This is a genomic window from Streptomyces sp. NPDC096324 (genome assembly GCF_044763015.1).
Taxonomy (GTDB): domain Bacteria; phylum Actinomycetota; class Actinomycetes; order Streptomycetales; family Streptomycetaceae; genus Streptomyces.
The window spans coordinates 205,213-218,622 of the sequence record NZ_JBIWFK010000001.1; the positions used below are offsets into that span (position 1 = coordinate 205,213).

Consider the following 13,410-nt stretch of genomic DNA (forward strand, 5'->3'; position numbering starts at 1 on the left):
GACATGACCGAACCTTCCCGCCAGGGCCGCCCGGTGCTCCTGGGGCAGAACCAGTACGGCAAGGCCGAGAACCGCGTCGTGCGCATCACCCGCGACGGCGCCACGCACCACATCAAGGACCTGAACGTGTCCGTCGCGCTGAGCGGCGACATGGACGAGGTCCACCTCTCCGGCTCCAACGCCAACGTCCTGCCGACGGACACCACCAAGAACACGGTGTACGCGTTCGCCAAGGAGCACGGCATCGAGTCCGCCGAACGGTTCGGCATCCATCTCGCCCGGCACTTCGTGACCGGCCAGGAGCCGATCCACCGGGCGCGCGTCCGGATCGAGGAGTACGCCTGGGAGCGCATCGAGGCCCCGGACGCCGCCTCCCGGACCGCCGGCGCGGACGAGCCGAGGCACTCCTTCGTCCGCAGGAACCAGGAGACGCGCGTCACCCAGATCACCTACGACGGTGAGACCTGGGAGGTCGTCTCGGGCCTGAAGGACCTCGTCGTGATGAACTCGACGAACTCCGAGTTCTGGGGCTACGTCAAGGACCGGTACACGACGCTCCCGGAGGCGTACGACCGCATCCTGGCCACGCAGGTCTCCAGTCGCTGGCGCTTCAACTGGACCGGCGACGAGGAGACGATGCCCGACTGGGACAAGTCCTACGACGAGGCCAGGAAGCACATGCTCCAGGCCTTCGCGGACACCTACTCCCTCTCGCTCCAGCAGACCCTGTACGAGATGGGCGCGCGGATCATCGACCACCGCGACGAGATCGACGAGGTCCGCTTCTCGCTCCCGAACAAGCACCACTTCCTCGTCGACCTCACGCCGTTCGGCCTCGAGAACGACAACGAGGTCTACTTCGCGGCCGACCGTCCCTACGGACTCATCGAGGCCACCGTCCTGCGCGACGGCTGCGACCCGCGCATCCCGGTCGACCTCACCAACCTCTAGAACCGCCTCACGGACCCGGCCGTCCCCCCGATCGGCCGCCGGGTCCGTCCGCCGATCCGGAAGAACGAGGAACCGCAGTGCCAGTCCAGCGCATCGTCATCGAGAACTGCGCCATCGCGACCGTGGACGCGGGCGACACCGAGTACGCCTCGGGGCACATCGTCGTCGCCGACAACAGGATCGAGTCGGTGGGTGCCGGAAAGGCCCCGGAGAACCTGGAGAACGTGGTCCGCCGCGTCGACGGCACCGGGCACCTGGCCACCCCCGGCCTGGTCAACACCCATCACCACTTCTACCAGTGGATCACCCGCGGCCTCGCCACGGACCACAACCTCTTCGACTGGCTCGTCGCGCTCTACCCGACCTGGGCGCGCATCGACGAGCGGATGGCCTACGTGGCCGCACAGGGCTCCCTCGCCATGATGGCCCGCGGCGGTGTCACCACCGCCATGGACCACCACTACGTCTTCCCCAAGGGCTCCGGGGACCTGTCCGGCGCGATCATCCGGGCCGCCCACGAGACCGGAGTCCGCTTCACCCTGGCCCGCGGCTCCATGGACCGCAGCCGGAAGGACGGCGGACTGCCCCCGGACTTCGCCGTCGAGACCCTCGAAGGGGCGCTCGCCGCCACCGAGGCGACCGTCGACGAGCACCACGACGCCTCCTTCGACAGCATGACCCAGATCGCCGTCGCGCCCTGTTCGCCCTTCTCCGTCTCCACCGAACTCATGAAGCAGGGCGCCGAGTTGGCGCGCCGCAAGGGGGTACGGCTGCACACGCACGGTTCGGAGACCGTGGAGGAGGAGCAGTTCTGCAAGGAGCTGTTCGGCATGGGCCCGACCGAGTACTTCGAGTCGACCGGCTGGCTCGGCGAGGACGTGTGGATGGCGCACTGCGTCCACATGAAGGACTCCGACATCGCCGCCTTCGCCCGGACGAGGACGGGTGTGGCCCACTGTCCCTCCTCCAACGCCCGGCTGGCCGCGGGCATCGCCCGGGTCCCCGACATGCTCGCGGCCGGCGTCCCGGTCGGCCTCGGCGTCGACGGCACCGCGTCGAACGAGTCCGGCGAACTCCACACCGAGCTGCGCAACGCCCTGCTCGTCAACCGGCTCGGCGCCCACCGCGAGGCCGCCCTGAGCGCCCGTCAGGCGCTGCGGCTCGGCACCTACGGAGGAGCTCAAGTCCTGGGCCGGGCAAGCCAGATCGGCTCCTTGGAGGCCGGCAAGCTCGCCGACCTCGTGCTGTGGAGAATGGACACCCTGGCGCACGCCTCGATCGCCGACCCGGTGACGGCGCTCGTCCTCGGCGCCGCCGCGCCGGTCACCCTCTCGCTCGTGAACGGCCGTCCGGTCGTCGAGGACGGCCGCCTGCTGCTGGTGGACGAGGACGCCATCGCCCGTTCCACCCGGGACGAGGCGCGGCGCCTCGCGCGGATCGCCGGGCAGGACTGACCCACCGCGGAACTCCGGCCGAGGGGGACGGCCCTCGGCCGGTGGCCGTGGACCCGAGCCGGGTCCACGCCGGCCGTCTCCGGGGCGCGCACGGACGTGCGCGCCCCGGAGTGGTTCGTCCTCGACGTGGAGCGTGCCGCGCCCCGCGTCCGATCGCCGGTGTCAGCCGATGTGATAGCTGTCGCCGTAGACCTTCCAGTCCAGCGGTGTGTTCAGGTTCAGGTTCCGGTTGCGTACGAAGACCCGCTGCGCGGTGTCGACCCGGCTGGTGTCGGAGTGGGCCTCCTCCTGCTTCATGGCCCAGACACGGGCGTCGAGGAAGGCGTTCAGATACGTCACCTCGTCGCCGCCCTGGGCCGGCGGCCTGGCCTTGGCGAGCGCACGCCGCCGGATGCTGCCGAAGCTGGTGCTGTCGTCACCGTTGCCGTGCATCACGATGGCGTCGTAGTACGTGAACTGGCCGAGGGTGCCGATGCCGTCGGCCTTGCCCTGCCGGACGGCGGGGTCGAAGTACACGCGGTCCCGTTCGTCGTTCTGGGCCTGCTGGAACGCCGTGTCCTGGGCGGCCCGGCGCCAGTCGGCCGGGAAGCCGGGGTCCAGGCCCTCGTGCGAGTCGGAGCCGTCCACCTCGCGCAGCGCGGGCAGGTACTTGGCCAGGACGTTGCCGGGCTTGCGCTGCGTGTACAGCTCGACGAGTTCGAGCATGTCGTGGGTGCCCGAACAGAAGCCGATGATCCCGGCGGTGTAGCCGCGGCCGTCGCCGATGTCCTCGATGTACTTGTACTGCGCCTTCCAGTCCAGCGAGGAGTTCTCCGCGCTGGAGACCAGCTTCATGGCGATCTCCTTCTTCGCCGGGTCGTCCAGTCCGACCGCGGCCGCGGTCGCGCTCTGGGTGGCGATCAGGGGTCCTGCCACCAGTGAGGCTCCGATCAGGGTGAGCAGGGTGCGACGCGAAGGGGCTATGTGGGGGGTGTGCACGGTACCTCCGATGGGGGAGCGGTGCTTCCGCGTACTGTTAGGAAAGTTTCCTACCAGAGTTGGAGGACGGCGTATACCCTTTAGGGAAAGGCGAGTTGACGCTCCGGGGGTCGGGAGACGCGTCGTGCGGGCGCGCCGGGGGAACACGGCGGGGTTCCCGGCGGGGCCGCAACAGCGCGGCGGCCAGGGCAAAGGCGGTGGCCGCGACCACCGCGGCCACCGTGAACGCCAGCCGGTAGCCGTCCGCCGTCGCCGCGACGACGTGCTCGCCCGCGCCGGTCAGCCGCTCGGTGCGGCTCGCCGCCAGGGTGGTCAGCACCGCCAGCCCCAGTGAACCGCCCACCACCTGCGTGGTGTTGAAGAGTCCGGAGGCCAGACCGGCGTCCTCCGCGCCGGCGTCCGTCATGGCGAGCCCCGTCACCGCGGGCATCGCGGCCGCGAACCCCACGGAGAGCAGGAGCAGCGGGGGCAGCACGTCGGCGACGTACGCGCCCTCGGCCGGGGCCCGGCCGAGCAGGGCCAGGCCCGCCGTGATGAGCGCGAGTCCGGCGAGCAGGACGCGGTACGGGCCGAAGCGGGCGATCGCCGGCGCCGACAGGGTCAGCATCAGGGCGCCGATGACGACCGGGGCGGGCAGGAACGCCGTACCGGTGAGCAACTCGCTGTAGCCGAGCACGCGTTGGAGGTAGAGCGCGCCGAGGTACTGGAAGCCGTACATCCCGGCGATCATCAGGATCTGTACGCCGTTCGCGCTCGTCAGGGTTCGCGAGCGGAACAGCCGCAGCCGCAGCAGGGGCCGGGCGGCCCGTGCCTGGCGGAGAGTGAAGCCGGCGAAGAGCGCGAGGGCGAGCGCGCCGAGCGCGAGGGTTCCGGCGAGGTCCCGCTCCCCGGCGCCGACGATCGCGTACACCGTCAGCATCAGGGCGCCGGTGACCAGGGCGGCACCGGGATAGTCCGCCCCGCCGCCGAGGCCCGCTCCCCGGTCCGGGGCGAGAATCCGCAGGGCGGCGACCAGGGCCGCCACGCCGATCGGCAGGTTGATCAGGAAGATCCAGTGCCAGTTCAGGGCCTGCGTCAGCGCGCCGCCGAGGAACGTGCCGAGGGCCCCGCCCGCGGCGCCGACCGCGCTGAACACCGCGATGGCGCGGCCCTGTTCACGCGGCTCGGGGAAGAGCGCCACCAGCATGCCGAGGACCACGGCGGAGGTCATCGCCCCGCCGAAGCCCTGGAGAGCGCGGGCCGCGACCAGTACGCCCCGGCCGTCGGCGACCCCGCACAGCACGGACGCGACGGTGAACACGGCGAGCCCGGCCGTGAACATCCGCTTGCGGCCCAGCAGATCACCGAGCCTGCCGGCGAGCAGAAGCAGCCCGCCGAACGGGATCAGGTAGGCGTTCACGATCCAGGCGAGTCCGGGGGCGGAGAAACCGAGGTCGCTCTGGACGGCGGGCATGGCGACGGTGACGATGTTCCCGTCCAGGACGGTCATCAGGGTGCCCGCGCACAGCACGACGAGGGAGGCCCATCGTGAGTACGCTCGTGGCGTCGACGGGCTCGCCGGTTCGGTCCGGGACGGCATGACGGTGGCCTCCGTGTTCTCCGTGGACCGCTCCGGTTCCACGGACGTTCTCCCTTGGTGCACGACTTGTAACGGGGGACATCGTGAGTGACCATGGGAGACCGGCATAAGGAGGCACTTCGATGTCCCAGGGGAACACCGGTGTTACCGCGCAGGCAGTGCTCGCGCAGGCGTGCCCGGTCCGCGAGGTTCTTGACAGGGTCGCCGGGAAATGGAGCGTGCTGATCATCGTGGCCGCCGCCCACGGACCGATCCGTTTCACCGAACTGGAGCGCAGCATCGAGGGGATCAGCCGCCGCATGCTGACGCTGACCCTGCGCAATCTGGAGCGCGACGGCCTCGTCACGCGGACCGTGCACCCGACGGTCCCGCCGAAGGTCGAGTACGAACTCACCCCGGTCGCGCGCGAGTTGCACGCGACGCTGCTCTCGCTCACCGACTGGGCCGAGCGGCACCGCGTCACGATCGCCGAGTCCCGCGCGGCCTACGACGCCGAGCACCGGCCGGAGTTGGTCGACGCGTAGCCGTGCGGCGGTGCGGCGGGGCAGCGGCGGTGCGACCCGCCGGGTCAGAGGACCAGCCGGCCGTTCGGTCAGAGGCCCAGCGGACCTGGGTCCCTCGCCAGTGCCTTGAAGGCGTCCCGGGCTCCCGGCACCAGGCGGCGCTCGGTGAGGTCCATCAGCCCGCCCACCGCCGTGATCTCGGCGGCGACCGTGCCATCGGTCTTCCTGATGGTCTGCTCGATGCGGAAACTCTTGCCCTCACCCCAGAGGAAGACGCACGTCACCTCGACCTCGTCGCCGGCCCGCAGCTCGCGCCGGTAGCGGATGGTCGTCTCCAGCGCGACCGGGCCCAGACCGCGGGCCATCAGCTCCGCCTGGCCGATCCCGGCAGCCTGGAGTACCGACCAGCGGGCGTGCTCGGCGTACTGCAGATACACGCTCTGGTTGAGATGGCCCTGCACATCGGTCTCGTATCCGCGAACGGTCACGGGGACGAAGAACGGTTCTCCCACGGCCTCTGCCACGACTTTCCCTCCGACGACTGCGACTACTGCTGATTGCTCGACTTCGACTTCGACTTCGACTTCGGCGCCTCGGCGCTTCGGCGCATCGCCGGTTCGACGCACGTCGCTCACATCCGCCGGGGCGACGCCAGAACGTACCGGGCGCCCGTGCGCGGTTCCGTGTGCTCGCCGACCTGCCAGCCCGCCTTCTCCAGGGTGGCCGCGCAGGCCCGCAGCGCCCCGGGGTCCGGCTCGTGCACGGCGACGGCCTCCGGCTGCGGCGTCGCCCGTACGCGGTACCCACCGCCCTCCGCCCGGGCGGGCCGGTGCCCCGCCGCCTCCAGCGCGAGCGCGGCGGCCTGTACCAGGTGCGTACGCTCCCAGGCGCACGGAAGGTCCGTCGCGCCGTCCGGACGGGTCATCCGGCGCAGTTCCAGGAGTCCCTGCCAGGCCCCGCGCACCTCTCTCAGCCGCGCGGGCCCCTCCGCGGCCCCCTCCTCGCCGCCGGCCCGCGCCGCGAACACCCCGGACGGCGCCGGAGCGGACTGCTCGGCGGCCGCCGTCGGTCCGGAGTCCCCGGGTGCCTCGCGCAGCCGGTGCCCGGCCGGTGTCAGGAAGTGGTCGCGCGGGGGACGCGGATGACGGAAGGCGAGCCCGCGCCGCACCAGTGCGGCGAGCTGGGCCTCCGTGCCCTTCAGCCGTCCGGTCACGGGGTCGGCCGCGTCGACGATGCGCCGCTGCGCGGCGGTCGGCGGTCGTATCACGGCGCGCTCCCTCCACCACCCGGTGGTGCCACGGCGCTCCGGCCCGGCCGCGGCTCAGTGTTCCTCCGCTCCCTCTCCCGCCGAGTCGGCCGAGGAGAAGGAGTCATGGGAACAGTACGCGTCGGGTCTGACATTCCAGCCCGCCACCACATGCCGGCGGTGCTCCGTGCTGAGCCGGCTCATGGTCCCGGTGCCGAGCTGGAAGACGGCGCCCGCCTGGGCGCTCAGACCGAGCCGCCGCGCGGTCAGCACCCGCAGGAAGTGGCCGTGCGAGACGACGACCACGCTGCCCTCCGACTCGGCCAGCGCCGCGTCGATCCTGGCCAGCGCCCGCTCGGCGCGCACCCCGACCTCCTCCGGGCTCTCCCCCGGATGCTCGGGCGGTCCGGGGGCGACGCCGTCGGTGAACAGGAACCAGTCGGGCCGCTCCCGGTGGATCTCGACGGTCGTGACCCCCTCGTACCCGCCGTAGTCCCACTCGCGCAGGTCCGCGTCGACGTGGGCGTGGCCGATCCCGGCCAGCTCGGCCGTCTCCCGCGCCCGGCGCATCGGGCTGACGAACGCCGCCGCGATGTGGTGCCGGGCGATCAGCGGACGGAGCCGCCGGGCCTGTTCGCGGCCGTTGTCGGTCAACGGGACGTCGGTCGACCCCGTGTGCCGCCCGGACATCGACCATTCGGTCTCACCGTGCCGTACGAGGAGCAGGTCACCCATCGCCGCGCCCTTTCCGTCCCCGCGTCCGCTGCCGTCCCTCGTACGGTGCCACCGGGCGGCCGCGGCCGCAGCCCCGGATCCCCCGGTCGGCCCACCCGGTTCCTCAGCCCCTCCTGCCGGTCGCCGCCAGGTCGTGTCCGCCCTAGCCCTTCTCCTGGCGGTAGCCGCTCAGGAACCGCCCGATCCGGCTGATCGCCGCGTCGAGGACGTCGGCGTGCGGGAGGGTGAGGATGCGGAAGTGGTCGGGCCGCGACCAGTTGAAGCCGGTGCCCTGCACGACCTGGATCTTCTCGCGCAGCAGCAGGTCGAGGACGAACTTCTCGTCGTCGTGGATCGGGTACACGGCGGGGTCGATGCGCGGGAATGCGTACAGCGCGCCCTTGGGTTTGACGCACGAGATGCCGGGGATCTCGTTGAGCTTCTCCCAGGCGAGGTCGCGCTGCTCGCGGAGCCGGCCGCCGGGCGCGGTCAGCTCGTGGATCGACTGGCGGCCGCCGAGCGCGGCCTGGATGGCGTACTGCGCGGGGGCGTTGGCGCACAGGCGCATGGAGGCCAGCATCGTCAGCCCCTCCAGATAGCTGCGCGCGTGCTGCTTGGGGCCCGTGACGACCAGCCAGCCGGAACGGAAACCGGCGACGCGGTAGGTCTTCGAGAGGCCGCAGAAGGTGAGGACCACCAGGTCGGGGGCGAGGGCCGCGGCCGACTGGTGCACGGCGTCGTCGTACAGGATCTGGTCGTAGACCTCGTCGGCGAGGACCATCAGGCCGTGCCGGCGGGCGAGATCGAGGATGCCCTCGACGATCTCCTTCGGATAGACCGCGCCCGTGGGGTTGTTGGGGTTGATGATGACGACCGCGCGGGTCCGGTCGGTGATCTTCGCCGCCATGTCGTCCAGGTCCGGGTACCAGTCGGCCTGTTCGTCGCAGAGGTAGTGGACCGCCTTGCCGCCGGCGAGGGTCGTGACGGCCGTCCACAGCGGGTAGTCCGGGGCGGGGATGAGGACTTCGTCGCCGTCCTCGATCAGGGCCTGCACGGCCATGGAGATGAGTTCCGAGACACCGTTGCCGAGGAAGACGTCGTCCACGCCGACGTCCAGGCCCCGGTCCTGGTAGCGCTGGGCGACGGCCCGGCGGGCGGACAGGATGCCGCGCGAGTCGGTGTAGCCGTGCGCCCGGGGCAGCATCCGGATCATGTCCTGGAGGATCTCCTCCGGCGCCTCGAAACCGAAGAGGGCCGGGTTGCCGGTGTTGAGGCGCAGCACGCTGTGGCCCGCCGCCTCCAGTGCGTCGGCGTGCTCGATCACCGGGCCGCGGATCTCGTAACAGACCTCGCTGAGCTTGCTCGACTGCCGGAACTCCATGCGCTGCGCCCTCCGGTTGTGGTGTTGCTTGGTTTTACCAAGCAGGAGCTTGGAAAGTCCAACAAGATAGCTAGACTGCGTCGCATGTCACCGCGCCGAAGCTACGACCAGTACTGTTCCGCCGCCCGCGCCCTCGACGCCGTCGGGGACCGGTGGACCCTCCTGATCGTCCGCGAACTGCTCGGCGGACCGCGCCGGTACACCGATCTGCACGCCGATCTCCCGGGAGTCAGCACCGACGTCCTCGCCTCCCGGCTGAGGGACATGGAGCGCGACGGGCTGACCACGAGGCGCCGCCTGCCGCCTCCGGGTGCGGCTTACGTGTACGAACTCACCGCCCGCGGGCAGGAGTTGCTCCCCGTTCTGCACGCACTCGGGGAGTGGGGCGGGCCCGCGCTGGGCGAGCGGCGGCCCACCGACGCTCTCCGGGCCCACTGGTTCGCGCTGCCGCTGCTGCGCGGTCTCGACGCCGCCGGAGCGGGCGAGGGGCTGGTCGAAGTCCGCCTGGACGAAGGGCTGTTCCATGTGTGGCTCGGTGCCGGGGAAGGGCCGCTGTACGGCGACGGGCCCGCCCCGCGCGAGCCGGACGCCCGCCTGGCGCCGGACGCGCGCGCCTGCGAGGCCATGAACCGGGGAACCCTGACGCTGCTCGACGCGCTGCGCGAGGGAAGCGTCGCCGTGACGGGCGACAGCCCCCTCGCCGAGGCCCTGCGCGAGGCGTGACGCGTCCCGCGCGCCGGAAGGTATCCCGCACCCCCGTCCCGGGTTCGGGAAGGGAACCCGTGCACCGCAAGCGAGAGGCCCGCGCCGCTCCCTGACGGAGCGGCGCGGGCCCCGGTTCACGGCCTGCGGATCAGACGCCCGGCGGAATCCGGGACGGGCGTCCCCTGCCCCGCGTCAGCGAGTACCCCCAGATGCCGGCGAGGGCCGCGAGGATGCCGCCGATCCCGGTCCACACCCAGCGGTCGGACCACCAGCCCGAGGTGTCGGGCCGGAGCGAGGACAGCGTCGCCGTCTTCGTGTCGGAACCCTCGTCGGAGGAGTCGTCGGACTTCTCCGACGTCACGGCGATGCCCGGGACCAACGGCTTGGCGAGCGAGCCGTCGACCGCCGCGGAACCGCCGATGTCCTTGGAGTCCACGCGGAGTTCCGTGCTCATCGGCAGACCCAGATCGGCCGCGCCGAGACCGGTGGCGGTGAGCCGGATGTAATAGGTGCCCGGCAGCGGGTCGTTGGCCCAGGTCTCCGACCAGGCACGCACGGTGCGCAGGGTGCAGGACAGCTCCACGGAGGACGCGTCCGACCCCGCCGTGCGGGTCTGCGCCCCGTACTGGCAGGCCTGACGGCGCCGCAGACCGTCGTACACGTCGATCTGCCAGGTCTCGGAGGAGCCGCGCTTGGACGCCTCGGGCAGCTTGACCGTCGCCTTCACGGTGGGCCGCTGCCCGGCGTCCGCGGGGAACTGCCAGTACAGGTAGTCACCCGTGGAGCCGCCGGCGGTGGCCTGCACTCCCTGCTCGATCTCGGTCGCCGTACGGAACGACGTACCGGCCTCGGTGGGCGCGGAGTCGTCACCCGAAGGGCTCGCGGACGGCGAGGAGTCGGCGAGCGCCGGGGAGGCGGCCGCGCCGAGCAACGCGGGTGTCGCGACTCCCGCGAGGAGGGCGGCGGTGCTCAGTACACGTCGGATACGCATCAGTTGGTCCTCCAGACCGAGAACCGCCAGCGGGAGATCCAGCCCCACAGCAGACCGGCGACGAAGCCGGCGAGCACCAGGGCGCCGAGCAGCCACCAGCCGCGGCCGAGGCCGAAGGAGGCCACGTCGCTCGCCTGGTCCGGGCCGTCGACGACGTCGACGGTCAGTTCGAGGGGCAGTCCGGGCGTGGTCTTCACGCCGGACGCGGCCGAGAAGGAGTTGGACACCTGCAGACACACGACCTCGGCGGGCGCGCCGTCGTCGTCGCTCTCCGCCTTCGGGTAGCGCAGTCCGGTCGACACGACGTCCGTGCGGCCGTTCCCGGCCGACTCGCCGCGCACGATCTCCCGGCCGTGCGTGGTGACGGCCCGCAGCAGCACCCCGTAGTCGGGGTTGACCTGACGGTCGGCCGCGATGCTCACAGAGGCGCGCAACTCCTTGCCGGGCGCGACCTCCACGCGGTACCAGCGGTGCTGGGCGAACTCCTCGCGGTCGGTGTAGATGCCCGACTTCACGGCGGGCGCCGCGGTGCACGAGTCGGCACCCTGGACGGCCACCGGCTTGACCACCGGATCGGCGGCGCGGTCGACCAACTGGTTGACGCGGTCGCTGAGCTGTTCCTTGTGCTCCACCGAGGTGTACGTGCCCCCGGTGGCCTCGGCGATGCAGCTCAACTGCCTGCTCACCTTGAGGTTGGGGACCAGACCCAGGGTGTCGATGGTCAGGTCGATGCCCTTGGCCGCGATCTCGCGGGCCACCTGGCACGGGTCGAGCGGCTGGCAGGTGTCCTCGCCGTCGCTGATCAGCACGATGCGACGGGTGCCCTCACCGCCCTGGAGGTCGTCGGCCGCCTTGAGCAGGGCCGGGCCTATCGGGGTCCAGCCGGTCGGGCTGAGGGTCGCGACCGCGGTCTTGGCCTCGGTGCGGTCGAGCGTCCCGACCGGGTAGAGCTGGGCCGTGTCCTTGCAGCCGGTCTTGCGGTCGTCCCCCGGGTAGTTGGCGCCGAGGGTGCGGATACCGAGCTGGACCTCCTCCGGAGTCGCGTCGAGCACTTCGTTGAACGCCTGCTTCGCCGCGGACATCCGCGACTCGCCGTCGATGTCCCGGGCCCGCATCGAACCGCTGACGTCCAGCAGGAGTTCGACCTTGGGCGCGGTCGCCGTCGTTTCGTCGGCGACCGCGCCGGCCGGGTAGGCGATCCCGGCGGCCAGGAAGGCGAGCAGGGCGCAGACGCCCGCCGCCAGCCGTTGTCTTGTGATCATCGGCGGATCCTATTGATCAAAGGTGCCGCTCGTAAAAACGAGAGGTGTCCCGCGTCAGGACGCGCCGGGTCCGGAGAGCGGGTTGGGAAGCCGAGTCCACAGGTCACCGGGGGTCTCCGGGGAGAGCCGCATCAACGTCAGCGCCTTGACGGGGAGCGGCTCGCCGAGGAGCGCGGCGAGGTCCGCGGTGCGCGGGAGATCCGCCGCGACGCCTTCAAGCGCCTCGCGCAGCGCGGTCGTCGAACCCGCCGTCGCGCCCAGCGCGCCGCCGACGAGGGACCCGAAGAGCTTGCGGCGCAGGGCGGTGACGTCGTCCGTCACGATGCGCCCGGACAGTGGCGGGACCGGGACGCCGTGCCGGCCCAGCCGGACCGGACTCACCCGGATGTCGGCCAGGTCGCGGTAGACGAGCCGGACGGGGGAGCCCGCGCGGTCGAGGACCACGAGCAGGTTCTGGCCGTGTGCCTCCAGGGCCACCCCGAGCTCCAGCAGCCGCAGCCCCACCGTGAGGACGAGACGGGTGAACTCGGCCAGCCAGGACGGCTTCCCGGGCAGCCCCGTCAGCGGAAGCGCGGCCACCGGGACACAGCGCTCGCCGTCGCCCGCGTACTCGTCCGGCGACTCCCGCACCACCGCCGCGAGATCGGGGGAACCGGCGGTCGCCGCGCCGAGGGTGCGGGTGATGTGCAACGGCGCGTCCAGACGGGCCGCCATCTCCTCCATGAACGCCGAGACCGTGTCCGCCGTCCGCACCGAGTACACCGAGATGTCCCGCACCGACGAGGTCAGCCGGGCGCTCAGCGCCGTCTTCACATGCGGCCCGTCCGGCACCGCGAGCGTGCGCAGCGACATCAACGGGCGCCCGGCGAAACCCTCCTGGACCGGTGCGTCCAGTACATGGGCGACCTGCCAGGGATGCACCGGAATCAGCGTCCGCTCCCCGTCCCGGAGCCACTTCGGCCACTCGCCCGTGACGAGCGCGTCGTCCACCGCCGCCAGGCCCAGCCGCACCGACGTCCGGTGCTCGGGTCCGTACGCGAGCTGCTCGGCCACCGAGAACCCCGGCCGCGCACGGCAGTTGGGGTGATACGGATGCCCGTCGACGATCCGCTGCTCCCACGCCCAGCTCGCCTCGGACGGCCCGGGTGCCTCGTCCGGCCGCCGGTCGGCCCGTGACAGCGCCAAGGAGGCCACACTGTCGGCGAGTTCGGCCGAGAAGGCACCCCCGTGCGGCACGCCGAGGGCGTCGACGAGGACGTCCGGGCGGTCGTACACCCGCTCACCGAGCCGCACTTCGCTCACGTAGGCGGCCGTGGAGTACGGGTCGGGGAGGGGGCCGCGCAGCCGGCGGCCGTCCGTCAGACGGAGGGTCAGGCCCTCACCGTCCGTGTCACGGCGGGCGATCCACGGCAGCGGCTCGCAGGCCAGCGCACGCCACAGCCGGGTCAGTACGGCGGCCCGTGCCCCGGGCAGCGCCTCCGCGTACGGCGCCGACAGCCCGGGACGTACGACACTCAGCTCCTCGGCGAACGCGGCCTCGGTGTCGGGCGGGGAGGGACGGGGCACAGGCGGGCTCCTTGCGTACGGGGACTGCGTCGTGATCGTCCGCCGCGGCGGACATACTGATCACCAGTGCACCGTATGAA

The 13,410-nt window shown here is 71.9% G+C and carries 13 protein-coding genes; 4 read left to right on the plus strand and 9 right to left on the minus strand.

Going from position 1 to position 13,410, the window contains the following annotated elements:
- The first annotated feature begins 3 nt into the window (after positions 1–3).
- Both pucL and ACIQ7M_RS00840 read left to right on the plus strand, forming a co-directional pair.
- Positions 4–951, plus strand: a complete 948-nt coding sequence (gene pucL, locus ACIQ7M_RS00835; protein ID WP_355773887.1) for a factor-independent urate hydroxylase — start codon at positions 4–6, stop codon at positions 949–951.
- A 77-nt stretch (positions 952–1,028) separates the two neighbouring features.
- The gene (locus ACIQ7M_RS00840) at positions 1,029–2,405 is read left to right on the plus strand and encodes an 8-oxoguanine deaminase (RefSeq protein ID WP_403638425.1); all 1,377 of its coding nucleotides are present in this window, start codon (positions 1,029–1,031) and stop codon (positions 2,403–2,405) included.
- Positions 2,406–2,567: 162 nt separating this feature from the next.
- Here ACIQ7M_RS00840 and ACIQ7M_RS00845 read toward each other — a convergent pair whose 3' ends face one another.
- Complete coding sequence (locus ACIQ7M_RS00845; protein ID WP_355774632.1) at positions 2,568–3,383, minus strand: chitosanase; 816 nt, start codon at positions 3,381–3,383, stop codon at positions 2,568–2,570.
- Between the two features lie 37 nt (positions 3,384–3,420).
- Positions 3,421–4,872: an MFS transporter gene (locus tag ACIQ7M_RS00850; RefSeq protein ID WP_403639204.1), complete on the minus strand. Its 1,452-nt coding sequence runs from the start codon at positions 4,870–4,872 to the stop codon at positions 3,421–3,423.
- A gap of 212 nt (positions 4,873–5,084) precedes the next feature.
- Between ACIQ7M_RS00850 and ACIQ7M_RS00855 the strand changes: the two genes are divergently transcribed.
- Positions 5,085–5,486: a helix-turn-helix domain-containing protein gene (locus ACIQ7M_RS00855; RefSeq protein WP_355774635.1), complete on the plus strand. Its 402-nt coding sequence runs from the start codon at positions 5,085–5,087 to the stop codon at positions 5,484–5,486.
- Positions 5,487–5,554: 68 nt separating this feature from the next.
- On the opposite strand, the gene ACIQ7M_RS00860 is transcribed toward ACIQ7M_RS00855, so the two are convergent.
- From ACIQ7M_RS00860 to ACIQ7M_RS00875, 4 genes are all read right to left on the minus strand, one after another.
- Positions 5,555–5,977: an acyl-CoA thioesterase gene (locus ACIQ7M_RS00860; RefSeq protein ID WP_386987102.1), complete on the minus strand. Its 423-nt coding sequence runs from the start codon at positions 5,975–5,977 to the stop codon at positions 5,555–5,557.
- A 119-nt stretch (positions 5,978–6,096) separates the two neighbouring features.
- Positions 6,097–6,732 (minus strand): hypothetical protein, encoded by a 636-nt coding sequence (locus ACIQ7M_RS00865; protein ID WP_403638427.1) that lies wholly within the window; start codon positions 6,730–6,732, stop codon positions 6,097–6,099.
- Between the two features lie 54 nt (positions 6,733–6,786).
- Positions 6,787–7,446 (minus strand): histidine phosphatase family protein, encoded by a 660-nt coding sequence (locus ACIQ7M_RS00870; protein WP_386987088.1) that lies wholly within the window; start codon positions 7,444–7,446, stop codon positions 6,787–6,789.
- 142 nt (positions 7,447–7,588) lie between these two features.
- Positions 7,589–8,806: a pyridoxal phosphate-dependent aminotransferase gene (locus ACIQ7M_RS00875; RefSeq protein ID WP_382788331.1), complete on the minus strand. Its 1,218-nt coding sequence runs from the start codon at positions 8,804–8,806 to the stop codon at positions 7,589–7,591.
- Positions 8,807–8,890: 84 nt separating this feature from the next.
- Here ACIQ7M_RS00875 and ACIQ7M_RS00880 point away from each other — a divergent pair, with 84 nt between their 5' ends.
- Positions 8,891–9,529: a winged helix-turn-helix transcriptional regulator gene (locus tag ACIQ7M_RS00880; protein WP_403638430.1), complete on the plus strand. Its 639-nt coding sequence runs from the start codon at positions 8,891–8,893 to the stop codon at positions 9,527–9,529.
- Between the two features lie 130 nt (positions 9,530–9,659).
- On the opposite strand, the gene ACIQ7M_RS00885 is transcribed toward ACIQ7M_RS00880, so the two are convergent.
- Genes ACIQ7M_RS00885 through ACIQ7M_RS00895 form a run of 3 tightly spaced genes read right to left on the minus strand, consistent with a single transcriptional unit; the run spans position 9,660 to position 13,330 of the window.
- Positions 9,660–10,502: a hypothetical protein gene (locus ACIQ7M_RS00885; protein ID WP_403638432.1), complete on the minus strand. Its 843-nt coding sequence runs from the start codon at positions 10,500–10,502 to the stop codon at positions 9,660–9,662.
- Positions 10,502–11,764 carry a VWA domain-containing protein gene (locus ACIQ7M_RS00890; RefSeq protein ID WP_403638434.1) on the minus strand — a complete coding sequence of 421 codons (1,263 nt, stop codon included), beginning with the start codon at positions 11,762–11,764 and terminating at the stop codon, positions 10,502–10,504. Before ACIQ7M_RS00890 ends, ACIQ7M_RS00885 begins: the two co-directional genes overlap by 1 nt.
- Before the next feature lie 54 nt (positions 11,765–11,818).
- Positions 11,819–13,330 carry an IucA/IucC family protein gene (locus ACIQ7M_RS00895; protein ID WP_403638436.1) on the minus strand — a complete coding sequence of 504 codons (1,512 nt, stop codon included), beginning with the start codon at positions 13,328–13,330 and terminating at the stop codon, positions 11,819–11,821.
- Positions 13,331–13,410 lie beyond the last annotated feature (80 nt).